The organism is Mucilaginibacter roseus, from assembly GCF_021215455.1.
GTDB lineage: Bacteria > Bacteroidota > Bacteroidia > Sphingobacteriales > Sphingobacteriaceae > Mucilaginibacter > Mucilaginibacter roseus.
In genome coordinates this window covers 64,913-90,697 of sequence record NZ_JAJPWV010000002.1, presented here as the reverse complement: position 1 = coordinate 90,697, position 25,785 = coordinate 64,913, and the positions used below count along the sequence as shown (strand labels likewise).

General features: G+C 44.4%; 20 protein-coding genes. 8 read left to right on the top strand and 12 right to left on the bottom strand.

Annotated elements, in window-relative coordinates:
• Window positions 1–33: 33 nt before the first annotated feature.
• Entirely contained in the window at window positions 34–1,206 is a 1,173-nt protein-coding gene (locus LT679_RS05230; RefSeq protein ID WP_232176220.1) for a DUF4998 domain-containing protein, read from the top strand.
• A 48-nt stretch (window positions 1,207–1,254) separates the two neighbouring features.
• Complete coding sequence (locus LT679_RS05225; protein ID WP_232176218.1) at window positions 1,255–2,544, top strand: alpha-L-fucosidase; 1,290 nt, start codon at window positions 1,255–1,257, stop codon at window positions 2,542–2,544.
• On the opposite strand, the gene LT679_RS05220 is transcribed toward LT679_RS05225, so the two are convergent.
• Window positions 2,528–3,445, bottom strand: a complete 918-nt coding sequence (locus LT679_RS05220; protein WP_232176215.1) for an AraC family transcriptional regulator — start codon at window positions 3,443–3,445, stop codon at window positions 2,528–2,530. The two genes, LT679_RS05225 and LT679_RS05220, sit on opposite strands and share 17 nt — an antisense overlap.
• 255 nt (window positions 3,446–3,700) lie before the next feature.
• On the opposite strand from LT679_RS05220, the gene LT679_RS05215 reads away from it, so the two are divergent.
• Genes LT679_RS05215 through LT679_RS05205 form a run of 3 tightly spaced genes read left to right on the top strand, consistent with a single transcriptional unit; the run spans window position 3,701 to window position 10,045 of the window.
• Window positions 3,701–5,653, top strand: coding sequence for an SGNH/GDSL hydrolase family protein (locus LT679_RS05215; protein ID WP_232176213.1), 1,953 nt, complete (start codon window positions 3,701–3,703; stop codon window positions 5,651–5,653).
• A 16-nt stretch (window positions 5,654–5,669) separates the two neighbouring features.
• Entirely contained in the window at window positions 5,670–8,006 is a 2,337-nt protein-coding gene (locus LT679_RS05210) for a glycoside hydrolase family 95 protein (protein ID WP_232176211.1), read from the top strand.
• Window positions 8,007–8,008: 2 nt separating this feature from the next.
• A complete protein-coding gene (locus tag LT679_RS05205; protein ID WP_232176209.1) occupies window positions 8,009–10,045 on the top strand; it encodes an alpha-amylase family protein in 2,037 nt (678 codons plus the stop codon).
• A gap of 101 nt (window positions 10,046–10,146) precedes the next feature.
• Here LT679_RS05205 and proC read toward each other — a convergent pair whose 3' ends face one another.
• Together proC and argB are read right to left on the bottom strand one after the other, a co-directional pair.
• A complete protein-coding gene (gene proC / locus LT679_RS05200; protein WP_232176207.1) occupies window positions 10,147–10,962 on the bottom strand; it encodes a pyrroline-5-carboxylate reductase in 816 nt (271 codons plus the stop codon).
• A gap of 2 nt (window positions 10,963–10,964) precedes the next feature.
• Entirely contained in the window at window positions 10,965–11,756 is a 792-nt protein-coding gene (gene argB / locus LT679_RS05195; RefSeq protein ID WP_232176205.1) for an acetylglutamate kinase, read from the bottom strand.
• A gap of 378 nt (window positions 11,757–12,134) precedes the next feature.
• On the opposite strand from argB, the gene LT679_RS05190 reads away from it, so the two are divergent.
• A complete protein-coding gene (locus LT679_RS05190) occupies window positions 12,135–13,379 on the top strand; it encodes a cation:proton antiporter (RefSeq protein WP_232176203.1) in 1,245 nt (414 codons plus the stop codon).
• Window positions 13,380–13,433: 54 nt separating this feature from the next.
• On the opposite strand, the gene LT679_RS05185 is transcribed toward LT679_RS05190, so the two are convergent.
• From LT679_RS05185 to LT679_RS05160, 6 genes are all read right to left on the bottom strand, one after another.
• Window positions 13,434–14,381, bottom strand: a complete 948-nt coding sequence (locus LT679_RS05185) for an N-acetylornithine carbamoyltransferase (protein WP_232176201.1) — start codon at window positions 14,379–14,381, stop codon at window positions 13,434–13,436.
• Between the two features lie 14 nt (window positions 14,382–14,395).
• Window positions 14,396–15,526 carry an aspartate aminotransferase family protein gene (locus LT679_RS05180; protein WP_232176199.1) on the bottom strand — a complete coding sequence of 377 codons (1,131 nt, stop codon included), beginning with the start codon at window positions 15,524–15,526 and terminating at the stop codon, window positions 14,396–14,398.
• 165 nt (window positions 15,527–15,691) lie between these two features.
• A complete protein-coding gene (gene argC, locus LT679_RS05175) occupies window positions 15,692–16,741 on the bottom strand; it encodes an N-acetyl-gamma-glutamyl-phosphate reductase (RefSeq protein ID WP_232176197.1) in 1,050 nt (349 codons plus the stop codon).
• Window positions 16,742–16,769: 28 nt separating this feature from the next.
• Window positions 16,770–17,177 (bottom strand): cupin domain-containing protein, encoded by a 408-nt coding sequence (locus LT679_RS05170; protein ID WP_232176195.1) that lies wholly within the window; start codon window positions 17,175–17,177, stop codon window positions 16,770–16,772.
• A 35-nt stretch (window positions 17,178–17,212) separates the two neighbouring features.
• Window positions 17,213–18,400: an argininosuccinate synthase gene (gene argG / locus LT679_RS05165; RefSeq protein ID WP_232176194.1), complete on the bottom strand. Its 1,188-nt coding sequence runs from the start codon at window positions 18,398–18,400 to the stop codon at window positions 17,213–17,215.
• 30 nt (window positions 18,401–18,430) lie between these two features.
• Complete coding sequence (locus LT679_RS05160; protein ID WP_232176192.1) at window positions 18,431–19,090, bottom strand: GNAT family N-acetyltransferase; 660 nt, start codon at window positions 19,088–19,090, stop codon at window positions 18,431–18,433.
• A gap of 481 nt (window positions 19,091–19,571) precedes the next feature.
• Here LT679_RS05160 and LT679_RS05155 point away from each other — a divergent pair, with 481 nt between their 5' ends.
• A complete protein-coding gene (locus LT679_RS05155; protein WP_232176190.1) occupies window positions 19,572–20,078 on the top strand; it encodes a 2'-5' RNA ligase family protein in 507 nt (168 codons plus the stop codon).
• A gap of 54 nt (window positions 20,079–20,132) precedes the next feature.
• Here LT679_RS05155 and LT679_RS05150 read toward each other — a convergent pair whose 3' ends face one another.
• Genes LT679_RS05150 through LT679_RS05140 form a run of 3 tightly spaced genes read right to left on the bottom strand, consistent with a single transcriptional unit; the run spans window position 20,133 to window position 22,901 of the window.
• Window positions 20,133–21,077, bottom strand: coding sequence for an MlaD family protein (locus tag LT679_RS05150; protein WP_232176183.1), 945 nt, complete (start codon window positions 21,075–21,077; stop codon window positions 20,133–20,135).
• Between the two features lie 21 nt (window positions 21,078–21,098).
• Window positions 21,099–22,001, bottom strand: a complete 903-nt coding sequence (locus LT679_RS05145; protein ID WP_232176181.1) for an N-acetylmuramoyl-L-alanine amidase family protein — start codon at window positions 21,999–22,001, stop codon at window positions 21,099–21,101.
• Between the two features lie 42 nt (window positions 22,002–22,043).
• The gene (locus tag LT679_RS05140) at window positions 22,044–22,901 is read right to left on the bottom strand and encodes an N-acetylmuramoyl-L-alanine amidase family protein (protein ID WP_232176179.1); all 858 of its coding nucleotides are present in this window, start codon (window positions 22,899–22,901) and stop codon (window positions 22,044–22,046) included.
• 107 nt (window positions 22,902–23,008) lie between these two features.
• Between LT679_RS05140 and LT679_RS05135 the strand changes: the two genes are divergently transcribed.
• Entirely contained in the window at window positions 23,009–25,783 is a 2,775-nt protein-coding gene (locus LT679_RS05135) for a putative LPS assembly protein LptD (protein WP_232176177.1), read from the top strand.
• Window positions 25,784–25,785 lie beyond the last annotated feature (2 nt).

Below are 25,785 nucleotides of genomic sequence, written 5' to 3'. Positions count from 1 at the left end.
AAAACCTTAAGATATTGTTTAATAATCTGTGCCATGTTCGCGGTTATTTATGGCTGCGGCAAAAAGGATACAGAGTTCCGTGATTTTTTTGATGGTAAGGAGATCACTTACACAGGCGCCGTTGGCGATGTAACCTCGCAACCCGGTAACCTGCGTGTTGGTCTTAAATGGAAAGCCAGTACCGATCCAAGCATTACCCGCTATATTGTTTACTGGAACAACAGAGCTGATTCGCAAATAGTAAACATAACCGAGAAAAAAGACACCATCAGCACTGTAATAAGCGGTTTACGCGAGTACGTATATTCGTTTACTATATTCTCTTTTGACGCTAAGGGTAATAAATCCATAGCCAAAGAGGTGAACAACGTAAAGGTTTACGGGCCAATATACAATGGCACGCTATTGAACCGGGCGTATGATGTGGAGAATGCCTTCAATATCAACAGGGATGGATCGGTTAAGTTGAATTTTATCACGCCCGATACCATCAACATTACAACCAAAATAAAGTATACTACCAATGCAGGCGAAACCAAAACTGCTCAGCTGAGCCCGGATAGCAGCAGTATAACAATACCGAATGTTAAGATCGGGTCGGTAGTTACCTACCGTTCATACTTTATTCCGGAGCGTACATCTATCGATACCTTCGCAGTTGCCGCCTACAGCGATTATCCAACTATTGAGTATCGGTATGTAAAATGTGATAAATCGCAATTCAAAAAAATGAATAACGCGAATGATGTGTATGCGGAATTTGGCACTGCTATTGAAAAACTCTGGGATAATTCAAACGGTCCGCAAAGTTACCCGAATATTTTTCACTCCAATGAAAGGGCTTTACCTCAACAGCTTACCATTGATTTGGGTAAGGTGTATGATAACATAGGGCAAATGGAAGAAACCGGTCGCGATTGCTGCCATAACCCCGACCAGTTTGAGGTTTGGGGTATAGAGGACATTAATGGGCACGATACCAGCTTGCCCGCCAACAACCCGGGATGGAAAGATGAAGCCATATCAAAGGGCTGGGTGTTGCTTAAAGATGTTGTACGTACAGATGATGGCAGAAATGCTTATAAGTTCGATCTGGATAACCATGGCAAGCTAATACGCTATATAAGGCTTCGCATCAAACACAATTCAAATGGCGAAAATAACTATAGTAACATGAGCGAAATAACCCTTTGGAATAAACAATAACAGTGAAGCCTGCACAATATCTTAATTGTGCAGGCTTTGATTTTTACTATGCGTCGATTAATTATTTTTTTGTGTCTGTTTACGATTTCATCCGCGTTTGCACAGAGCGATGCCAAAACACCTGCCGCGGCGATTGATGCTTTTATGGATAAGCGGTTCGGGATGTTTGTTCACTTTGGGCCGGTTACCTTGCGTGGCACCGAAATAGGATGGAGCCGCAATAAGGAAGTTTCGCAGGCAGATTACGATTCACTTTACCGGGAGTTTAACCCGGTATTATTTGATGCCGATAAGTGGGTGAAAACCGCCAAAGATGCCGGTATGAAATACCTGGTAATAACGGCCAAACACCACGATGGATTTTTGCTATGGCCGTCGGCGGTATCGGCCTATAATATAAGCCGTACGCCTTTTAAAAAAGATATGGTTGGCTTGCTGGCCAAGGCCTGTAAAAAACAGGGTATCTCATTTTGTATTTATATGACGGTGCTGGACTGGCATGACCCGGATTACCCGATCCATAGTCCGCATGATTCGTTACGCAATGTAAAAGGCAGTATGCCCAGGTTTGTTAATACGATGAAAAGCGAGCTCACCGAATTGATTACCCGCTATAAGCCGGATATGCTATGGTTTGATGGCTATTGGGAAAAACCATGGACAAATGAATTTGGCCGTGAGATATATCAGCATATAAAAAAGCTGGATGCGCGCATTGTGATAAACAACCGCCTGGGCAAGGAGAGTGAAAAGCTGAATGAAAATTCGGTAGGTGATTTTTTAACGCCGGAGCAGCGTATCGGCAACATCAATATGCTGGAGCCATGGGAGAGTTGCATCACCATTTGTAACCAATGGGCTTGGAAGCCTAACGACCAGATGAAATCTTTAAAAGAGTGCATCCAAACCTTGGTTAAAACTGCCGGTGGTAATGGCAATTTACTGTTTAACGTTGGGCCGATGATGGATGGCCGCATAGAGCAGCGCCAGGTTGACCGTCTTAATGAAATGGGGAGCTGGCTCAAAAGATACGGCCAGGCTATCTATGGCACAAAAGGTGGCCCGTACGCGCCTAACGATGTTTACGCCGCAACGCGTAAAGGCAATTATATATTCATCCATGTATTTAAACAAATAGATGTGCTTAAGTTGCCTGCACTAAACGGCACCACGGTAAAAAGCGTAAAAGTGTTAGGCGGTAGTGCCTTAAGATTTACGCAGGCTGACGGGTTGCAAGTTACTATGCCCGGTAAATTACCGAATGATAACTGCACGGTAATAGCCATTCAGATTAACGGTAATGCTGAAAAATTACCGGTTATTAAACAGCTGCAATAACATCACGCTTGGCCGTTGATCGGTATTGCTCAGGCGACATGCCCATGAATTTTTTAAACAGTCGCGAAAAGTAATACTGATCTTCATAGCCTAAGTTACTGGCCACAGTTTTTATGCGAATTTCTTCAGAGAAAAGCAGTTGGCAGGCCTTCTGCATTTTCAGGTTGATAAAATAATCAATAGGCGGCATGCCTGTTGCCTTTCTGAAGATGATGGAAAAATACGAGCTTGACAACTTATGCTGGTTAGCCATATCATCAACCGTAAGTTTCTTATCCAGGTTGGCGCGCATGTAATTAATACTGAGGGTAATTACATCGGTGCTCTCATCGCGGGCGGCATCAATATGGCGCTCCGGAAATAAAAAGTTAGCGATGAAATTATACAGGCAAAAGTTGGCGTTGCACAGGTTCTCGGTACTGTAACCCATCTCAAGGCTGTCGTACATATTTTTCCAGAGCTCAATAGCCTTTGCGTTAAACGGAATAGTAACCGCGCCTTTGTTATTATTAATATTTAAAAAATTATTAAAGCCATGCATATCGGTGCCGTTAAAGTGTACCCAGTATATGGTCCACGGTGTTTCAGCATCGGCCCAATAGCGCATATATTTATCGGTAGCGGCTACCATGATGTATTGGTTAGCGTTTACCTCGAATTTTTTATCGCCGATGATAAAATAGCCTTTGCCCTGCAGGCAGTAAATCAAAATATTGTCTTCGCAGCCTTTGCGGCGCTCGCGATAGTGGTATGAAGCCCGCGGAAAATAGCCTATCTGCGCCACATATATCCGGAAGAACGAGGGATCTTTCCTGAAAACATCTTTCCAAACTTTAGGCGGAATGCTGATAATCTTTTCACCCTCAAAGCCGTCTCTTCTTTTAAAAGCAGTACTGTTCATTCAAAGTATCAATTTAAAGCGGGGGATGCTACGCAGGGTTTATGGCTGCGTTGTGCTATTATAATACAATTAAATGTATATCGCCAAAGGCATGAAGCGCTTTGGTTAAAATTAAATAATAGATGGAATATATTGCTTACAGGCTAAGAAAGGCATTATTTATAATTGTAAAAAAGAAGGATTGTCCATTTAATAAAACGGTTTATCCATTTTTGTAAAGACAGCCCCGATATAACTTTATCACACCAGTTATTTATGACCGCAAATACGTTTAAACTACTTACTAATCAAAGTGTAATCCTGTTCCTTATGGTAGTGGTTTTTGCCACTCCGTCAAACGCGCAAACCGTTTGGAAAGGATTTAACAAAACTGATCTTAACATCAGCGGGCATAAAGGCTATGTTGTAAAACCGAAGGTAGCCTTGCCGGGTAAGCCCTGGGTCTGGCGCGCATCATTCCCTGATTGGCATACCGGTATAGATAGTTTGCTGCTAACGCGCGGTTTTCATGTGGCTTATGTTAGTGTTGACGACCAGTATGGCAGCCCTTACGCCATGCAGGTATGGGATAAGTTTTATAATTACCTGATCGATAGTGTACAACTCGCGCCTAAAGCAGCATTAGAAGCGGTTAGTCGTGGTGGTTTATATGCTTTAGGCTGGGCAAAACGCAACCCCGATAAGGTTAGCTGCATTTATGCGGAAACCCCGGTTTATGATTTTAAAAGCTGGCCGGGGGGTAAGGGAAAAGGCTTGGGCGACAGCGCGGCCTGGAAGCAGTTAAAACAAGTTTATAATTTTACAGAAGCCCAGGCTTTGGCTTATATGGATAACCCGATAGATAACCTGGAAGGGCTGGCATCATTTAAGGTACCTGTATTGAATATGATAGGTTTAGATGATAAACTGGTGCCGCCTGCCGAAAATAGCTTACTATTTGCAGAACGCTATATTGCCGCTGGTGGCCCGGTTACAACATATCCGGTAACCGAAGGTCCGCAGCATTTAAACGGCCATCATGTGCCCGATAAACATAACGAGGAATGGACGGATTTTATTTATTACAACTCATACCCGGTAAAAAAGATTTCGCCTTATGCCGATTATCACAAAAAGCGTAGGGGCATTACTAATTTTTATCGTGCGGCTACTGACAATAAAAAAGCAACGGTGGCATTTTTAGGCGGATCAATCACGTTTAACCCCGGCTGGCGCGATAAGGTTTACCGGTATTTAGAGGAGCGTTTCCCGCAGACTAAATTCACCTTTATTATGGCGGGCATTCCATCGCTGGGCAGTTTGCCGCACGCGTTCAGGTTGCAGCGCGATCTGTTAGACAGTGGCAAGGTTGACCTGTTGTTTGTTGAAGCCGCCGTGAACGATCGCGTAAACAAAACCGACAGCCTTACGCAGGTGCGGGCACTGGAAGGCATTATTCGTCATGCACGTAAAGCTAATCCGCAAATGGATGTGGTAATGATGGAATTTGCTGATCCTGATAAAACCGCTGATTACAATATGGGCAAGCAACCTATTGAGATAAAAAATCATGAAATAGTAGCGGCAAATTATGGCCTGCCTTCCATCAACATTGCTAAAGGCGTGAAGGATAAGCTTGCTAATAAGGAGTTTGACTGGAACAATGATTTTAAGGATCTTCACCCGGCAATCTACGGGCAGGAACTTTATTTCGTTTTTATCAAATCATTACTTAATGAATGCCTTAAGGATAGCGTTGATAAATCTGCAAAATATATGCTGCCTCAGCCACTCAATAACCAATCGTTTGAGAGGGGCACGTATTATAACATTACCAATGCCAAGCATGATGATAAATGGAAGATGGATAGAAACTGGCAACCGACTGACGGTTTAGGCTCACGCCCAGGTTTTGTGAACGTACCGGCCTTGACTGCTACAGAACCAGGTGCAACGCTGACGCTAAGTTTTAAAGGAAATGCGGTAGGCATAGCCATTGTGTCGGGAGGGGATGCGGGCATCATCTCATACGCTATTGATGGCGCACCGCTTAAACAGGTTGACCTGTATACTGAGTGGAGCGGCTTTTTGCATCTGCCCTGGTATGTACTGCTGGGTAGCGGTTTAAAAAATGGCGAGCACACTTTGCAAATAAAAATCAGCGCGGATAAAAACGCGAAGAGCAAGGGCAACGCTTGTCGCATTGTGAATTTTCTGATCAACAAATAAACCCCATAATTAAAAGATGAGAATTGTTAAAAAAGCTTTATGTGTATTGGTTTTGGCATTTTCTGCCCAGATGTCGGCAGTTAACGCGCAAGCCTTAAAGCTATGGTATGATAAGCCCGCCCGTGTTTGGGAAGAGACCCTGCCGCTGGGCAACGGCCGCCTGGGTATGATGCCGGATGGTGGTGTAAGTAACGAAAAAATCGTGCTGAATGATATAACCCTATGGTCGGGCGCGCCGCAGGATGCCAATAATTATGAGGCCTACAAATACCTGCCGCAGATACGCCGTCTGCTTGATGAAGGCAAAAACGATGAAGCCCAGGATCTGATCGACAAAAACTTTGTATGTAAAGCCCCTGGCTCCGGTGATGTGCCGTTTGGCTGTTTCCAAATGTTTGGCGATCTCAATATTAAATTCAATTATGGCGATGGCAAGGAACCGCAATACAGTAATTACAGGCGTGAATTGTCTTTGGAAGAAGCCACCGCATCTGCCAGCTACGTTGTAAACGGCGTAACTTACAGGCGCGAATATTTTACCAGCTTTGGTACTGATGTAAGCGTTATCCACCTGATGGCAGATAAAAAAGGGATGCTGAATTTAAGCATATCATTAAGCAGACCTGAACGCGCTGAGGTAAGCGTGGATGGCAATACCCTGCAAATGGCTGGCGGCCTTAAAAGTGGTACCGATAAACCCGGCATGCAATTTTTAGCGAATGTTAAGGCTGTACTGAAAGGCGGCACGCAAAGCACTGCAGATAATACGCTCGAGATAAAAGGGGCTGATGAGGTTACGCTTTTTATATCGATGGGTACGGATTATAAAGATCAGCGCTATAAACAGAGGATCGACAGCTTGCTTAATCAGGCGGTAAAGAGTTCATATTACATGCATAGGCTGGGACATACGGGCAGCTATTTAAGTCGTTTTAACAGGCTTAGTTTAACATTGGGTAAGAGTAATAAGGCTGATAGTTTACCTACTAATCAACGGTTGATCGCCTTTCATAAAAATCCATCGACAGATAAGGGATTACCTGCTTTGTTTTTTCAGTTTGGGCGATACCTAAGCATCAGCAGCACAAGGGTAGGGCTGTTGCCGCCAAACCTGCAAGGCTTGTGGGCTAACCAGGTACAAACCCCTTGGAACGGCGATTATCACCTGGATGTAAACGTGCAAATGAACCACTGGCCGGTTGAGGTAGCTAACCTGTCCGAACTTAACCTGCCGCTGGCGGATTTGGTAGACGGTATGATAGAACCGGGCAAACGCACTGCCAAAGCGTATTACAATGCCGATGGCTGGGCGGCGCATGTTATCACTAATATCTGGGGTTTTACTGAGCCAGGCGAAAGTGCCTCGTGGGGGATAACCAAGGCCGGTTCGGGCTGGTTATGTAACAACCTGTGGGATCATTACGCTTTTAGTAATGACAGGCAGTATCTGAAAAAGATATACCCGATTTTAAAAGGCGCAGCCCAATTTTACAGCAGTATACTCACACGGGATAAAAAAACGCTTTGGCTGGTAACATCGCCGTCATCATCTCCCGAAAATAGTTTTTACCTGCCCAACGGCAAACATGCAAGTATTTGTAAGGGGGCTACCATTGATAATCAGATCATCCGTGAGTTATTTAACAATGTTATCACCGCCTCGCAAACCTTGCGTATTGATGCCGACTTTCGTATAAAACTGAGGGATATGCTAAACAGCCTGCCACCGGCAGTAAACATAGCTAAGGATGGACGGGTGATGGAATGGTTGGAAGATTATAAGGAAACCGATCCGCAGCACCGCCACATATCGCATTTGTACGGTTTGTACCCGGCGTCGCTCATTACAGCCAATGGTACACCAGAGTGGGCCGAAGCCGCTAAAAAAACACTTGAGGTTAGGGGAGATGATGGGCCAAGCTGGACTATAGCCTATAAACTATTGTTTTGGGCACGCCTGCACGATGGTAACCGCGCTTATAAACTATTCACCGAGATCATGAAACCAACCGAGCGTACCGATATTAATTATGGCGCAGGTGGCGGCATTTACCCCAATTTGCTCTCTGCCGGGCCGCCGTTCCAGATCGATGGTAACTTTGGCACCACAGCCGGCATTGCCGAAATGCTGATCCAAAGCCATGAAGGTTATATCAATTTGCTGCCTGCCATTCCGGATAGCTGGAAAGCCGAGGGTACTGCTAAAGGCTTTAAGGCACGTGGCAATTTTACCGTTAGTTTTAGCTGGAAAGATGGAAAGGTGGTTAATTATAAAGTAATCTCGGCTACGCCAAAAATCGTAAAGCTTAAAGTGAACGGTAAATTTATAACCACAAAATCTGTTAAGGCGTAACTATGTTCATCAGTATAAAAAATGCAATAAAAACTGCCGCATTGTGCTTGGTCATGAGCCTGGCTGCTTCGGTTAATGCGCAATCTAAAATTATTAAAATCGCTTATGGCGCTAATAATTATATAAGTTACAACCTTACTTCAGGTTTATATAATGTTTATCAAAAAGGCGAAACGGTTTTTACGCATATTTCAGCGTCTGCAGTTGTTAACGGGCAAAACCTGTCGACAGCTAAATACACAAACAGGGCATACGCTAAAGCTGCTGTTAATACTGGGTTTGGCAAAGGAGTGAAGCATGTCGTTACTTTGTCGGCTAACGGATTGCCGACCATGCAGCAGGTATTTTATACTTATAATGAGGGCAGTTTTTATACACAACTGATTATTAAAGGTAAGGCCATATCTACTAATAATATGGTGCCGTTAGAGGGTGGCTTTAAGCAGATCAGCGGCAATGTGTATTCGCTGTTTATGCCTTTTGATAACGATACCTTTATCAGTTATAACGCAAAACAATTTAAGGGGAGTGAAAAGGTAACCAGTGCCGAAGTGGGGGCGGTTTATGATAACAATACCCGTGGCGGATTGGTGGTGGGTTCGGTTGAGCATATGGTTTGGAAAACCGGCGTAACCACCGCCGCTGCGGAAAGCAATGCCATAAAAGTTGTTGCCGGCTATACCGAAGAAGGCGTTACCCGCGACAAGATTGCCCACGGTATGGTAAGCGGGAGTGAGGTTTCTTCACCATTAATCTTTGTTGGCTATTTTGCCGATTACCGCGCAGGACTTGAGGCATTTGGCAAGGCCAACCGCATAGCCCAGCCGCCTTTTGTAGCCAAATGGACAAAACCCACACCTATAGGCTGGAATAGCTGGGGCGTGATACAGGAAAAGCTGACCTTTGATAAAGCCATTAAGGTAGCTGATTTTTTTGCCGACAGCCTTAGAGGTTTCCGCTCAGGTAATACTGCTTACATCGACCTGGATTCGTACTGGGATAACCTGCTTACAAATAAAAACGGCGAGCGCGATTTTTCAACGCTGAAAGAGTTTGCCGATCACTGCAAGGCTAAAGGACTACAGCCCGGTATTTACTGGGCTCCCTTTACGGATTGGGGTTTTAAATCGGGCCCGGACAGAAAGATGGAAGGCAGCAACCACACCTGGGGCGAGGCTTGGACGAAGATCGGCAGCCAATACCATGAGCTGGATGGTGCACGAGCTATCGACCCAACACATCCGGGTACGCAGGCGCGCATTAACTATATGATTGATCATTTTAAGGCTTGCGGTTTCACTATGATTAAGATCGACTTTTTGGGCCATGCAGCTGTTGAGTCTACCGGATTTTATGATAAGGGTGTAACCACTGGTATGCAGGCTTACCGCAAGGGTATGGAGCATTTGATTAAACGTATTGACGGGCAGATGCTAATCTACGCGGCTATATCGCCAAGTTTAGCCAGCGGCCGGTACGTACATACCCGCCGCATAGCCTGCGATGCTTTTAAATCTATCAAAGACAGCCGTTACACCCTCAATAGCGTTACTTACGGCTGGTGGCAAAGCTATGTATACGATCATATAGACGCCGACCACATCGTATTTTCAACGGAAAGCGAAGGGGCTAATCGTGCACGTTTACTGTCAGGCGTAATTACAGGCACATTAATGACTGGTGATGATTACGCTGCTGATGGCCCATGGAAAGCTCGTGCTAAACAATATCTGCAAAACCCGGAGCTATTGAAGATCGTAAGAAACGGCAAGGCTTTTAAACCGGTAGATGGTAATGTTGGCGAGGGCGCGTCGTCAATATTTGTAAACAAAATTGGGAAGTGTCACTACGTAGCGGTTTTTAATTATACCAATAAGGAGGCGACTTTTAAACTAATTGCCAAACGTTTAAATATTCCAGCTAAATGTAGCGTTACCGAAATTTTGGGTAAACAGAATTTAGGTTCGTTCCGTGATGAAATGGAGGTGTCGTTACTTCCGGCGGATGCGATTATTTACAGGTTTGATCCTGACAAGTAACCCTTTCTAAATGGCGAAGCCCTCATAAGCACCGCTAAAAATAATCATAGTGAATAATCCTCCCCAAAGGGGAGGACCTTGATGAATATCTTAATTGTGAATTAATCTTCGTGGTAAAGTTCACCGGCTTTTTCAGCTGAGAACTTGATGCCTTTTATCATGGCAGAGCTGAAACCGTGGTGTTCCATCTCGTTCAGGCCGGCAATGGTACAGCCTTTCGGTGAGGTTACCTTATCAATTTCCTGTTCAGGGTGTGAGGCTAATTGCAGTAACAAATCCGCGGCACCTTTAGCGGTTTGGGCAGCCATGCGTAAGGCATCCTGTGCATGGAACCCAATTTCAGTGCCGCCTTGCGATGCCGCGCGTATTGACCGTAAAAAGAACGCGATACCGCAGGCACAAAGCGCCGTGGCCGATGTCATCAGTTCTTCGTTGATCTGTATGGTAACGCCAACGGTATTAAACAGTGAGCGTACCAGGTTTACATTTTTAGGCGTACCGTTATCGGTGGCTATACACGTCATGGATTGGCCAATGGCGATAGCCGTGTTAGGCATTGCCCTTAATACCTGTATGTTCATTTCCAGATAGCGACGTATATCATCACAGCTAACGCCTGATATTACCGAAACCAGCAATTGCTTTTCTGATTTTATGGCTGGCTTTATCTCGTCAAGCAGTTTATTAAGCTGCTGCGGCAGTACAGCCAGCACTACAATATCAGCTTTTTTTACAGCCTTTAAATTGGCTGATGTGGTTTGATAACCCTGTTCTTCATACTCGGCCAATGCCTCAATATTTCGGCGGGTGAGTATTACCTGCGATGGCTGGCATATATTGGCGGTAACCAATCCCTTTGCTAATGATAATCCGATGTTACCGCTGCCTAAAATGGCAATTTGCTGATTTGCATTCATAACTAATTACTTAACCTTGTCCCAAATGGTTGTTTCTGTTGCAGGCGGCTTAAATCATCCGACTTACCTATAATTACTGATTTTACACCGCAGGCAATGGCTGAGAAAGCATTGTCCAGCTTCGGCAGCATACCGCTGTGTATAATTTGTTGTTCTTTTAGTTCCTGGTATCTTTCAGGATTGATATCGCGAATGATGGAATCCTCATCATTTATATCGTGTAACACACCTGCTTTTTCAAAGCAATAGATCAACGTAGTTTCATAAAGCCTGGCTAATGATACCGCTAAAGCCGAGGCGATAGTATCCGCATTGGTGTTCAGTAATTGACCTTCACCATCATGTGTAATGGCGCAAAACACCGGTGTGAAACCCGCATCCAGCAAACGGCTTATGTTTTCGGGGTTGATAGAGCCTGAATCAATATCGCCCACAAAACCGTAATCGATTGTTTTTACAGGCCTTTTTTTTGTGCGGATAAAGTTACCGTCGGCACCGGTAAGGCCAATTGCATTAGTGCCAAACCGCTGCAACTGGGCAACTATGTTTTTATTGATCAATCCGCCGTACACCATAGTCACTACCCTCAAAGTTTCAATATCGGTTATCCGGCGCCCGTCAACCAACTTGGCCTCAATGCCCAAGGTCTCTGATAATTGCGTAGCTACCTTACCGCCGCCATGTACCAGTATCTTATCGCCCTCAAGTGCTGTAAAGTCTTTTAAAAAGTGGTAAAGATTTTCGGAGTTATCAATAACATTACCGCCAATCTTAATAATATGTAGTGATCTCAATGTTTTTCTAAGCTGTAGTACGGAGCCTAAAAACCTTTAAAGCATCCGCATGAATATACTAAAAATATACGTGCAAAAATAATATTTTAAGTCGATTTGTTAACGATTTGACCGGCTTTAAAGAATATATGACGGAAAATAGATAGAGTCATCTATTATTAAACGCTGTAATTGCTATGATGACGATAAAACAGGTGTTATTTATTGAAAATTGCATTTTATTGTGAATTTTAAGTTAAATAACTCCGAAAGGAGCCATAAATATAATTTAGGTAATATTTGCCGGGCATTATTGCAATAGCTATTGGTTGTAAGGCATGTGCGCTAAACTTTTTGCAAATGCAGGTGTTAGCAAATTATACAGCCGCTCAACCCTAAATGGAATTATTTGTAATTATTTCTTTACTTATTGTTTTAAGCGCAATTTACTCTTACATAAATGCAAGGTTCATTAAGCTGCCCGGTACAATTGGTGTTATTACAATAGCCATCATTGGGTCAATCGGAATTATCATCAGCAATAAGTTAAACACAGATTGGGCCAGGCGGCTAACCGAATTGGCACATAGTATTGATTTTTCGCGTACGGTGCTAAATATCATGCTTGGCTTCCTGTTGTTTGCTACAGCGTTCCGTATTGATAAAACAAAATTAAAACGGCAGATGTGGCCGGTTATAACGCTAAGTACTGTAGGGGTTATATTGTCAACTGCAATTTTTGGCGGATTGATGTATTTTGTAACAGATTTGCTCGAACTTAACGTACCCTTGCTATACTGCCTCATTTTTGGTGCCCTCATTTCACCTACCGATCCGGTTGCCGTGTCGGCAATTATCAAGGAGTCTAAACTACCGCAAAAACTCGAAACGATTGTATCGGGCGAATCCCTTTTTAATGATGGGATAGGACTGGTATTGTTTATCACGCTGCTTGAAATAGCAGAGGCCGGCGTTAACAGTACCGATTTTCACAAGGCTTTTATTCTATTTACTCAGGAGGTTTTTGGTGGGATTGCTTTGGGGGCATTTACCGGTTATATAGCGCACCGCTTGATGCGGTCGATTACTGATTTTCAAACCATTGTTCTTGTGTCATTTGCTCTTGTGATGGGTAATTCGGTAATAGCCTCATTCTGGCATCTGTCAATCCCGTTGGCGGTGGTAACGGCTGGACTGTTCGCGGGTAGCGAATCGATCAATATTGATAAAAGTGAACGCTCGCATCAGGAACTTGCCAGCTTTTGGGAACTGGTTGACGAAATGCTCAATACCATTCTATTCGTGATGATCGGGCTGCAAATGATCAACATACCGGCAATAAACAATTACTGGCTGATCGGTAGCATATCCGTTATTGTATTACTCATTGCTCGCTGGCTAAGCATTATGCTGCCAATTACTTTTTTAAGGCGTTCGCTGGATGTAAATTACGGCAGCATCAATATACTTACCTGGGCCGGTGTGAGGGGCGGCATATCTATAGCGCTTGCCTTAACATTGCCTGGGTCTGAGCATAAAGGCCTCATACTGTCAGCCACTTATTTCGTAGTTATATTTTCAATAATAGTGCAGGGACTAACCTTGAATAGAGTTATAAGTGCCTGGTATGGAGATAAAAAGTAAACCCTCTTTCCGTTTTTACAGAAAGAGGGTGAACAGCTTAAAGCTGAATGTAAATTAAAGAGTTTCCAGCATTTGTTTTAATACCGCTTGTGCTGCCCAAACACGGTTACCCGCCTCATGCACTACGACAGAGTTGGGTCCGTCCAATATCTCGTCAGACAGTTCGAGGTTACGGCGTACCGGCAGGCAGTGCATAACCTTGGCGTTATTACTTAATTTAAGCTTTTCGTTGTTGAGCATCCAATCCTCATTGCCGGGCAATACCTTACCGTAAGGCTCGTAAGCCGACCAATTTTTTACATAGATAAAATCGGCCCCGCTAAGCGCCTCATTTAAATCATTGGTGATGGTTGCACCGTCGGTAAAATCAGTGTTCAATTCATAACCCGCGGGATGCGCGATGGTAAAGTCAATATCGGCCTTACACATCCACTCGGCAAATGAGTTGGGCACAGCTTGTGGCAGCGCTTTAATGTGCGGCGCCCATGCTAAAACCACTTTCGGGCGTGCTGTTTTCTTTAGCTCCTGAATAGTAACCAGATCTGCCAAACTCTGTAGCGGGTGGCGTGTGGCCGATTCAAGGCTTACAACCGGAACACCGCAATATTGTACAAACTTGTTAAATATGGCTTCGCTGTAATCCTCTTCACGGTCTTTCAATCCCGGAAAAGAACGTACACCAATAATGTCGACATATTGACCCATTACGGCGGCGGCTTCACGTACGTGCTCAACTGTGCCGCCATTCATAATAGCGCCGTCCTGCAATTCCAAGGCCCAACCTTCCTTGTCAATATTCAGCACCATAACGTTCATGCCCAGGTTAAGCGCCGCTTTTTGCGTGCTCATGCGGGTGCGCAGGCTCGGGTTTAAAAATACCAGTCCCAGCGTTTTACTTTTGCCCAGATGCTGATGTGCAAAAGGGTTTTGCTTTAGCTGTAAAGCCTCGGCTGCAAGCGCGTTAATGTCGGATACGTCGTGTACGGATGTAAATAATTTCATAAGCCTATTTCTGTTTATGCTGAAGCGATGGTTTGTTTGAACGCCTCTAAAAATCTGTCGGCATACGCTTTAGTAAGGTTTAAAGCCGGTAACAGCCTAACCACATTTGGCTTGGCCTCGCCGGTGAAAATATGATGCTTGAACAATAGGTCTTTGCGTACATGGCTAAGCTCTTCGGGCAGTTCAATACCGATCATCAGCCCACGACCGCGAACTTCTTTCACCTGCTCAAGTTTCTTTAGTTCGCTTATCAGATAACCACCAATTTCGGCAGCGTTTTGCAGCAGGTTATCCTGCTCAATAACTTCAAGCACCGCCAAGCCTGCAGCGCAAGCCAGGTGGTTGCCGCCAAAGGTAGTACCCAGCATACCGTAAGCCGGTTTTATTTTAGGCGATATAATGATACCACCGATAGGAAAGCCATTACCCATGCCCTTAGCCATACTGTAAATATCGGCATCAACGCCCGCAAAATCATGCGAGAAGAACTTGCCGGTACGGCCATAACCGCATTGTACCGAGTCGGCAATAAATACCGCGTTATGCTGATCGCATAATGCTCTGATCTTTTGCAGAAAGCTTTCAGTAGCTACCTGTATGCCGCCTACACCTTGTATGCCTTCAATAATTACGGATGATATTTCGTTACCGGCGAACGCTTGCTCCAAAGCTGCTTCGTCGCACCAAGGCAGGAATATCACGTTATCTGTTTTGTTAACGGGAGCAACTATCTTCGGGTTATCAGTTACGGCAACAGCCAATGATGTACGACCATGAAACGCCTTGCGGAAAGCGATAACCTTTTTTTTACCATTGTAGAATGAGGCCAGTTTCAGGGCATTCTCATTGGCCTCGGCACCTGAGTTACACAGAAACAACTGGTAATCTTCTTTGCCTGATACATGGCCCAGCTTTTCAGCCAGTTGCTTTTGCAACGGAATCTCTATCGAGTTTGAATAGAAACCGATCTGGTGCAACTGGTCTTCCAAACGCTTTACGTAATGCGGGTTGGTATGGCCAATTGAAATAACAGCATGGCCACCATACAGGTCAAGATACTCGGTGCCCTTGTCATCATAAACAAGGCTGCCGGTGCCACGGGTAATGTTTATATTATTAATTGGATATACGTCGAACAGATCCATTTATTTATAAGGTTATATAAGATTAAAAAATTACGTCATTACGACTAACCCCTCCTAAATCCTCCCCAAGGGGAGAACTTTATTTATGATAGCCCTCCCTTTGGGAGGGTTGGGTGGGTTTGAGATTGCTTCGTACCTCGCAATGACGTTTTACTAACACACTACTTAAAATCCAATCGCTTTCAATCGTAATCCGGCGCGTTCATCCAGACCAAACAGTAGGTTCATGTTTTGAACCGCCTGGCCTGACGCGCCTTTGAGTAAATTGTCTATAATGCTTATTATTAATAGCTTATTTCCGTGCTTTTTAACCTGTATAAAGCATTTGTTAGTGTTTACTACCTGCTTTAAGTCGATATTTCTATCGGTAACATGGGTAAACGCCTGATCTTTATAAAAATCCGTATACAGTGCTAACGCTTCTTCCTGCGTTAAATCACTATCAGTGTACATAGATGCAATAATACCACGTGTAAAATCGCCACGGTAGGGGATGAAATTCAAGGCTCCCCAGCCGGCTGAAGGAGGAGTGAAATCTGACTGTAACTGATTAAGCGACTGTCCTATTTCGTTCAGATGCTGATGGTCAAACGCTTTATAAACCGACAGGTTATCATTCCGCCAGCTAAAATGCGACGTGCTTGAAAGGCTTTGCCCTGCACCGGTTGAACCTGTGGTAGCGGTTATGTTTACTTCTGTGGTTATCAGTCCTTTGGCTGCAAGCGGCAGCAAGCCCAACTGCAAACAGGTGGCAAAGCAACCCGGATTAGCAACATTCTGCGCTGTGCGGATGGCATCACGGTTTAATTCCGGCAGGCCGTAAACAAAGTTCTTGGTGCCGATGCTTGCTTTCGGCTTTAGCCTGAAATCCTGACTAAGATCAATGATCTTAACAGTATCAGGAATAGCGTTGGTCTCTAAAAATTTACGCGCGTCGCCATGTCCGACACATAAAAACAGCACATCGATATCGGTCGATAGCTCAGACGCAAATTTCAGGTCTGTATCGCCAAACAGGTCCGAATGTACTTCATATACATAATTGCCCGCATTGCTGTTACTATGCACAAAAGCTATCTCAACATTAGGGTGATTGATGAGAATGCGCAGCATTTCTCCGCCGGTATAACCTGCACCGCCTATAATTCCTGCACGTATGCTCCCGTCCCTTGAAGGGGAATTGTCGGTGGATATGTTTGAATGTAACTCAGTCATTATAATAAAATTAGTTCCCCTTTAGGGGTTAGGGGATAACCCTGTCATTTTTTGTAGATGGATATGAGTACAAAATAAATTCCAGGTCGATATCCCATTTATTACTGATGTAATGTTGCTGACCCGGCTTAATTTCGATGCCTTGCTGCTCACGCAGAGCATGCTCGACAGCGTCTATCACAAAGGTTGCCCTTCCTTTTAGTATAAAGAAGAGTTGCGTTGCCTTTTCATGGTAATGCAACTCTTCAGCCGTATCAGGAGGCATTAACTCCTGCTTAACGGATAGTCCGTCTGTATCAACAAAGGTCCAGCCGTGGCAATCATCGCCCCATACATAATGGTTAAGGCATTCGCTTTTTGAAAAAATAGTGGTCGCTTCCCAGCCCCCTGAAGGGGGAGTAACATTAGCAGTACTATTGTTTTCTGTTGATGACATATCGACTTTTAATCCCCCTTTAGGGGGTAAGGGGGCTATGAGTTAACTTTATGATAGATCATCACCTGATTGCCAAATATTTTGGAGAATCCTTTTACATCCTCACCGCTCCATGCATTGTTCATTTCACCGTAGCTGCCAAATTTGTTCGACATCAGGTCATGATCTGACTCGATACCCACTACATGGAAACGGTAAGGGTTAAGCTGAACGTATACCTTGCCGCTAACAGTTTTTTGCGTATCGGTTAAAAACGCTTCCATGTTGCGCATAATCGGGTCGTGAAACTGCCCTTCGTGCAGCCAGTTGCCGTAAAATGTAGCCAATTGGTCTTTCCACGTTAACTGCCATTTGGTAAGTACATGTTTTTCTAATGTATGGTGAGCCTTGATGATGATCACCGGTGCGGCAGCCTCAAAACCAACGCGGCCCTTAATGCCGATAATGGTATCGCCAACGTGTATATCACGGCCAACACCATAAGGTTGGGCAATAGCTTGTAAGGCCTGTATAGCTTTGGTTGGATGATCGTACCGATCGCCATCAATGGCAACCAGTTCGCCTTTTTCAAAGGTCAACTCCAGGTTCTTTTCTTCGGTAGCGGTTACCTGTGTAGGCCATGCTTCTTCGGGTAAACCTAAATTAGAGGTCAGGGTTTCTTTACCCCCAACAGATGTACCCCAAATACCTTTGTTGATAGAATATTTGGCTTTCTCAAAGTTCATTTCAACGCCGTGCTTTTTCAGGTATTCTATCTCCTCTTCGCGGCTCAGTTTAAGGTCGCGGATAGGGGTAAGAATCTTTACATCCGGTATCAGAATGTTGAAAATCATATCAAAACGCACCTGGTCATTACCGGCACCGGTACTACCATGGGCAACATATTCAGCACCGATCTCTTTAGCGTAATTGGCAATTGCTGTGGCCTGGCTAACGCGCTCGGCACTTACCGAAAGAGGGTAAGTATTGTTTTTTAACACGTTACCATAAATAAGGTAACGCACACAGCTATCGTAAAAATTGGTGGTCTCGTCAACAACGTGGTGGCTGGTTACGCCCATTTTAAAGGCACGTTCTTCAACGCTTTTAAGCTCTTCGTCGCTAAAACCGCCGGTGTTTACAATTACCGAGTGCACCTCTAAGCCAAGGTCGCGGGTTAAATAAATGCAGCAAAACGATGTATCTAAACCGCCGCTGTATGCCAATACTACTTTTTTCTTCATTATATATGTTTGTTCAACCGGGTTAAAAGTTTAAACCTTTGCTAATAGTGCAATAATTTTTGATGATCCGCGCAACGCGTTTTCCAAACGCTGAAGCAGGGTAGCCTTGTGTGTTATTTTCTTCAATTTACTTTCGGCCTGTTTAGCTTTATCAGCCGGATCAAAAAGCATGGCAGTGCACATGCAGTTTTTACGGCCCTTGCTCATCAGGATATCGTAGTTAACGCAGCTTTTGCAGCCTTTCCAAAATTCCTCGTCCTGTGTAAGCTCAGAGTAGGTAACCGGCTCGTACCCAAGATCAGAGTTTATCTTCATCACCGCCAGCCCCGTAGTCAGGCCGAAAAGCTTGGCATCGGGATATTTAGTGCGCGAAAGTTCAAATATCTTTTCTTTAATAGCTTTAGCCAGGCCCACCTTACGAAAGTTAGGGTTAACAATAAGCCCGGAGTTCGCAACAAATTGCCCGTGGCTCCAGGTTTCAATATAGCAAAAGCCTGCCCAGGTGCCATCTTTATGTAACGCTATAACAGCCTTGCCTTCAAGCATTTTGTTGGCCACATATTCAGGCGAGCGTTGTGCGATACCGGTACCGCGTGCCTTAGCTGATTCAGCCATTTCATCACATATCTGCTGCGCAAAATCAACGTGTTGTGCTGATGCAACTAATATATCAAAATCGTTTATGGTCATTAAAAAAATAGAATGATTGCTGTAAACTAAACGGTTATATATAACCTATTAAGTAATCAGATGATTTTTTGTTGACAGAGTTTAACATCAAAAACTCTTCAATGGGTTGTAGCAGTGTAAATTAAACCCGGGGGATAAACAATCGTCGTCGAGACGGAATACATATAAAGATAACTGAAACCAAAGCATTGGCAACAGGAGCAAAAATTGCTCTTGTAACTGGCTTATAAAAGCTTTGCTGGTTCATTTATACAGTATTTATTTGCGTTTTTAAATTTTGTGCAAAGTATCGTATTAATTTTTATTTATGCAAGAAAAAATTGCACTAATTAATAACTTAACAATGCCTTATTACATTGGGTTGAAAAATGGTAATTACACATTTGCCGGTCAGTGAGTTACAAGCCGGCTAAATCTCCACCGCCGCAGCCAAACATTATAAATTATTGAGCGTTGAAAGCAGGGTGAAAAACAAAGCCTGATGCACACGGAAAAGCCACTCATTTTAACCCTGAAACTGGACGATAAGGCACAAATTTACTTTAACCAGTTACGCAAGAAATATTTCCCTCCTGAAAGGAACTTTTTGGATGCACACCTCACGCTTTTTCATCACCTGCCTGCTAACGAACCAGGTATTAACAATACCATTGAAAATTTGGCAGCCGGGCAGCAACGTTTAGAAGTCATCATAACCAATATGGTTTCGATTGGTAATGGTGTAGCTTTTAAGTGCGATAGTGCCGAGCTGCAAAAGCTCCACGGCAACCTGCAACGGCAATGGCAGCAATGGCTCATTCCGCAGGACAGGCAAAAGCTATGGCCGCACATCACCATACAGAACAAAGTCAACGCTAATACAGCCGCAAATACTTTGAAGGAATTATCCGGTTCGTTTACTCCGTTTACAGCACAGGGTTTAGGATTTAGCCTGTGGCGTTATCTTGATGGCCCCTGGCAGCATGTGCGTGATTATTTATTTCAATAAAAAAGGCTGCCGGTTACCCGTGCAGCCTCATGTATGTGTGAAGTCTAAAATTTCTTAATCTTTACCGCCTCCAAATATCGAGAAGCTAACGTAGCGTTTAGGGTGAGCCTTCAGGTCAATAAACAAGTTGTTAAGATTGGCTGATGCTGCACTCAGGTTTTTGTACATGGTACTGTCGTTAATCAATAAACCTAAGCTGCCATCCCTGCTGTTAATTTTATTGGTGGTTAATTCCAGGTTAGCCATAGTTTTATCAACATTGTCCATGGTCTTCTTCAGATCTGTAGATGCCAGGTCGTTACTGAATTTTTTAAAGTTAAGGGCGATGTCATTAAAGTGAGCGGTAGTACCCTTCAGGTTACCAGATACGGTAGCTGCATTGCCCATGATGGTGTTAATATGCGATGATTGCGACCCAACAAGTGCATCTATTTTTTTAGTAGTGCCTTCAAGCGTTTGCAGGGAGTTGGCAATGCTGGCAAAGCTACGGTCAACATTTTTTTCAAAAGCCGGGTTCATTATGCGGTTGATTGATGCCAGCGACGAATCCATCTTGGTAATTAACGCTTCCGCCTTTTTCTGTATCGGCTGTAAGCTTTCCGCAAGGCTGCCTTGAATATCGGCACGCAGCGTGTCTTCATCCTGGGCCGGCTGCGAGCTGTCGCCTAAATCAAAAACAATGGCCTTACCGCCCAAAAGGTCGGTACTTTGCAGCTGCGCCAGGGTGTTTGAAGGGACGTTATATTTGTCGTCAACCTTAAACTCAACCACTGTACGACCGTCGGGCTGTAGTTCCATCTTTGAAACACGGCCTACCTGGTAACCATTTACCAAAACCGGCTTTGATACGGTTAAGCCTTCCACATTTTTATAGATGGCGTAATATTTATTTGAGCCTGAAAAAACATCGTTACCGCTGAGGTAGCTGTAAGCTAATAGTAATAAGGTAATGGCTATTGCGGTAAATACGCCTATTTTGGTTTCGTTTGAGATTTTCAAGGTATAGCTGTTTAATAAATTCTAATTCTCCAGTTGTTTTTTATAACTCTTAAGGGCGCTTAAAATAGCATTTACAATCTCGTTCTGTCCTTCATCTGATGTAAGGTAGTCTTCTTCATCCGGGTTATTGATAAACCCGGTTTCAACCAGCACCGATGGCATGGCTGTATGATCGAGCACCAAAACCACCTGTTCCTTCACACCATGACTTTCGCGATTGTAAGTTCCTGTGAGTTCGCTGTCTATTAAACTCGCAAAGCGTATACTTTGTTTACGATATTTATCTCTAAATGTGTTTAGCATGATAACCGATGCCGGATTATCGGGATCGTACCCGGCATAATTGTCCTTGTAGTTCTTTTCCGTAAAGATAACGGCATTCTCACGCAATGCTTCTTCCTGCGCGCCTACACGCCTCGAGCCGTATACCAGTATCATGGCGCCTTTGCCGCTGCGGTTGGCCACCGTGCTGGTTTTATATATAGGTATGCTTTTGCCTTTGCGCTTACGGTAACCCACCACCTCGGTAACTTTACGGTTGGCCAGGGAGTTGCAATGCAGGGAAATAAATAATTGCCCTTTAGCCTGGTTGGCAATGTCTGATCGTTTGTGCAACTCCACAAAGGTGTCGTTCTTGCGGGTCATGATGGTATTAACACCAGGCAGATCGCGCTCAATAGCCTTTTGAAGTTTGAGGGCCAAGGCAAGGGTAACCGTTTTTTCGTTTGTGTTAGGGCCAAATGCGCCCGGATCTTTACCGCCATGCCCGGCGTCAATAACCACCGTACGCAGCCTGAAACCTTCCGGCGCTTGTACCGAATCGGCTGTTTGCTGTTCAAATGCCTTTGCGGATGGCGCTAATGAAAAAGAACTTATAAGTATAGAGAATATATAAATGTATTTCCTTGAAAATGCTATCATCATTTGCAGTTAACGGACTAAACTTAATTTTATTGGCAATAAACACTAAGCTTCCACTTCGGTTTTAAGAGTTTTTAAAGCGCGTACAATAGTAGCTACAATTTGGTTCTGTCCTTCTTCAGAATTCAGGTAATCTTCCTCATCCGGATTGTTGATGTAACCGGTTTCAACCAACACTGCCGGCATGGCGCTGTGGCAAAGCACAAGCACGCCCTGCTCACGTATACCCTCGCTACGGCGGCCGTCGTTTTCAATAAACTCCTGGTTCAAAATACTGGCAAACCTTACGCTTTGCTTGCGGTACTTGCGTTTGTACTCGTTCATTAGTATCATGGCTGCCGGGTCATTCGGGTCAATCACGGCATCCATTTCTTCCTCGTCGCTTAGGCGGGTGTCCTTAATGGCTTTTTCTTCTTCCTTAGTGCGATGAAAACCATACACCAACAGTAATACACCTTTGCCTGAACGATTGGCTACCCTTGTTTTTTTGCCCGAAGCTGAGCGTACTATACGATCGGGGAGGGAATTGCAGTGTATAGAAATAAAGATATCGCCTTTGGCATCGTTGGCAATATCCGAGCGTTTTTGCCACAAAATATCATCATCAGTAGTGCGGGTCATCACCACTTTCACATCGCTTAATTCTTTTTCTATCGCCTTCTGCAATTTAAATGCAATTTGCAGCGTTACGTTTTTTTCGACAGAGTATTTGCCTGAAGCGCCGGTGCGAAAGCCACCGTGCCCGGCATCAACAATAACAGTTTTTAGTTTAAATTTATTAGTTTGATTAACCGTATCTTTGGGCGCATTAAAATTGGATGCCCTCGAAGTTTTAAAACAAAAAAATGCAATTGATATAAACAGTAACCGTAAACAATAATTCAATCTATTCAGTGTTTTCATTATGTTTGAACGCTGGTTAACCATATCTGCAAAAATACTATTCATTATTAATTTTGAAATTCGTTAGGCCTTTTTTTCTGCTTGCTATTATATTAACGGTAAATGCGGTGGCTGTTGCATACCGAAGCGGATATAAAAGTAGCTCAAAAGTTATAGCGCGTGATACCATTATAAAACTGGATAGTAACCGTGCTACCGACCGCCGCCTGATGAGAGGCCCTTTCGGTAAAAAAGCCGAACCACCCCGCGCTAAACCAACCGCCGCCATTTCAAAAGACACCATCCCGAAAGATTCGTTGCGGCGTGATACATCCGCTCGCGATACTGGCCGTTCGGCGTTGGTTTTGCCTACTGATACCGGCCGCAAATCAGCCAACGGTTTAGAATCAGAAGTTAAGGCTCATGCCGAGGATAGTATTATTGTTGATAACGAAAATAACCTGATGTACCTGTACGGCAAGGCGCGGGTAACTTATGAGGACGTTGAGCTTGATGCCGAATACATCCGTATTGATAAAAAGAACCACCTGATATACGCCAGCGGCAGGCCAAGCCCTAAAACAGGCCGCTACATTGGCCGCCCTATATTTCAGCAAAAAAATGATAAGCCCTCTTATGCCGACTCGTTGCTGTTTGACTATAAAACCAAAAAAGGAAAGATTTTTAACCCGGCATCTGAGCAGGACGGAAACTTTATATCAGGCGGACAGGCAAAAAAGCTTAATAATGATGAGGTTGCTTACAAGAATGTAATTTACAGTACCTGTAACGAGCCTTTTCCGCATACGCACTTTGGTATTGTGATCACAAAAGGGATAGGCGAGAAACACCGCATTATATCGGGCCCGGCTTATCTCGAGATCGCTAACATTCCGTTGCCGTTGGGTGTGCCTTTCGGTTTCTTCCCGAAGCCGGAGTCGAGGGCTTCGGGTGTTATTTTCCCTACATTCGGTGAGGACGCCCGCCTGGGTTTCTTTATGCGTAACCTGGGTTACTACATCGCGCTGAACGATTATATGGACATGACCAGCAACGTGTCTATCTACTCGCGCGGATCGTATGAGTTGAGCACCGCTGCACGTTATTTAAAGCGCTACAAATATCAGGGTAACCTAACGTTGAGTTACGGTTCGCACAACTACGGATTGCCCGGCGATCCGGCCGCTAAGGACTTCAACATCTCCTGGTCGCACAGCCAGGATGCCAACGCGCATCCCGGAAGTACGTTCAGTGCTTCGGTTAACGCGGGTACATCAAGCTTTTATCAAAATTCGCCTGCCGGGCAAAACTATAGCCTTACGCAGTTAACGCAAAACAACATGCGTTCAAGTATCGCCTATGGCAAAACCTGGGCTGGTACGCCATTCAACTTAAACGTAAGTTTGGGCCATAGCCAGGATATATCGCAAAAGCGTATAACGCTCGATCTGCCAACGGTGTCCTTCAACATGTCAACCCTTAGCCCGTTTGATAGCAAGAACCGCATAGGCGAGCAAAAATGGTATCAAAAAATTACCGTGGGTTATAGCTTGCAGGCGCAAAATAAGATCAACAATATTCCGGAGTCGCAGCTGTTCACCAGCGAAACATTAAGCAAACGTTTACAAAACGGTATGCAGCATACTATCCCTGTTGCTTTGAGCTTGAATGTTTTAAAATACTTCCAGTTTAATACGTCGGCAAACTATACCGAGCGCTGGTATCTGCAATCCATCCGTAAACGATATGACCGTGACAACCCGAACGTAGCGCCGGGTACGGCGGTTGTTGATACCGTTGCAGGCTTCGCGCGTGCCGGTGAGTATAACCTGAACGCAGGCTTTTCAACCAAAGTTTATAGCCAGGCTAATTTTAAAGGCAAAATCAAAGCCATCAGGCATGTAATGACGCCGTCGTTAACGTTCAGCTACCGCCCCGACTTTTCTGATCCGAGCTATGGTTATTACCGCACTATTGTGAGTGAGGCATCAATACCTTATACCTACACCGCGCAAACGTATTCTATATTTGAGCAATCCGTTTATGGCGGTCCGTCTGCAGGCCGTTCAGCTGGTTTGGGTTTAAATATTGACAACGTTATTGAAGCCAAAGTTAGGCCGAAGGCTACTGATACCTCCAATACGGATAAAAAGATAGCCATTTTGCAAGGCTTCTCCATATCCACCTTTTACAACTTCGCGGCCGACTCGATTAAACTTTCGCCTATATCATTTTCGGGGCACACCGGTTTATTTGGGCAAAAGGTTAACGTTAGTTTCAATGGCTCGCTTAACCCGTATGTGCTGCGCGTGCGCGATTCAATCACCAACGGAGCGGTGATTCGTTATGCCCAACCAACGGCGCGCTACACCTGGAAGGATGGTAAGTTGCCGATGCTGACCAACCTGGGTTTATCCATGAGTGGTAGCTTGAATTCATCGTCCTTTAGCCCCAAAAAGCAGGCACAGCCTAATACCCTGCAAGGCATGACGCCCGAACAATCAAGGCAGTTATCGCTGATCAATAGTGACCCGGGCGCTTATATTGACTTTACTGTACCCTGGAATATATCTTTCAGTTATAACTTTAACTACAGTAACACGGGTGTGGCTACCAATACCACTAATACGATGATGATTAGCGGCGACGTAAGTATAACACCTAAGTGGAAGATACAATATTCAACCAACTTTGACTTTAATGCCATGAAACTGGCTGACGCCACATCGTTCGCCATATACCGCGATCTGCATTGCTGGGATTTGTCGGTACAATGGCTGCCGTTCGGTTACTACAAATCATACAACGTAACCATTAAAGTTAAATCATCAATTTTACAGGACCTTAAACTTACCAAGCGCAGCGATTATACCAGCAACAGGTATTACGGCGGAGGATTTTAATT

Coding starts and splice junctions, on each gene's coding strand:
- LT679_RS05230 (WP_232176220.1), top strand. CDS start 34: ATGTTCGCGGTTATTTATGGCTGCGGCAAAAAGGATACAGAGTTCCGT.
- argC (WP_232176197.1), bottom strand. CDS start 16,741: ATGACTGAGTTACATTCAAACATATCCACCGACAATTCCCCTTCAAGG.
- LT679_RS05170 (WP_232176195.1), bottom strand. CDS start 17,177: ATGTCATCAACAGAAAACAATAGTACTGCTAATGTTACTCCCCCTTCA.
- LT679_RS05205 (WP_232176209.1), top strand. CDS start 8,009: ATGTTCATCAGTATAAAAAATGCAATAAAAACTGCCGCATTGTGCTTG.
- LT679_RS05185 (WP_232176201.1), bottom strand. CDS start 14,381: ATGAAATTATTTACATCCGTACACGACGTATCCGACATTAACGCGCTT.
- LT679_RS05145 (WP_232176181.1), bottom strand. CDS start 22,001: ATGATGATAGCATTTTCAAGGAAATACATTTATATATTCTCTATACTT.
- LT679_RS05210 (WP_232176211.1), top strand. CDS start 5,670: ATGAGAATTGTTAAAAAAGCTTTATGTGTATTGGTTTTGGCATTTTCT.
- LT679_RS05160 (WP_232176192.1), bottom strand. CDS start 19,090: ATGACCATAAACGATTTTGATATATTAGTTGCATCAGCACAACACGTT.
- LT679_RS05180 (WP_232176199.1), bottom strand. CDS start 15,526: ATGGATCTGTTCGACGTATATCCAATTAATAATATAAACATTACCCGT.
- LT679_RS05225 (WP_232176218.1), top strand. CDS start 1,255: ATGCGTCGATTAATTATTTTTTTGTGTCTGTTTACGATTTCATCCGCG.
- LT679_RS05190 (WP_232176203.1), top strand. CDS start 12,135: ATGGAATTATTTGTAATTATTTCTTTACTTATTGTTTTAAGCGCAATT.
- LT679_RS05215 (WP_232176213.1), top strand. CDS start 3,701: ATGACCGCAAATACGTTTAAACTACTTACTAATCAAAGTGTAATCCTG.
- LT679_RS05155 (WP_232176190.1), top strand. CDS start 19,572: ATGCACACGGAAAAGCCACTCATTTTAACCCTGAAACTGGACGATAAG.
- argG (WP_232176194.1), bottom strand. CDS start 18,400: ATGAAGAAAAAAGTAGTATTGGCATACAGCGGCGGTTTAGATACATCG.
- LT679_RS05220 (WP_232176215.1), bottom strand. CDS start 3,445: ATGAACAGTACTGCTTTTAAAAGAAGAGACGGCTTTGAGGGTGAAAAG.
- LT679_RS05140 (WP_232176179.1), bottom strand. CDS start 22,901: ATGAAAACACTGAATAGATTGAATTATTGTTTACGGTTACTGTTTATA.
- proC (WP_232176207.1), bottom strand. CDS start 10,962: ATGAATGCAAATCAGCAAATTGCCATTTTAGGCAGCGGTAACATCGGA.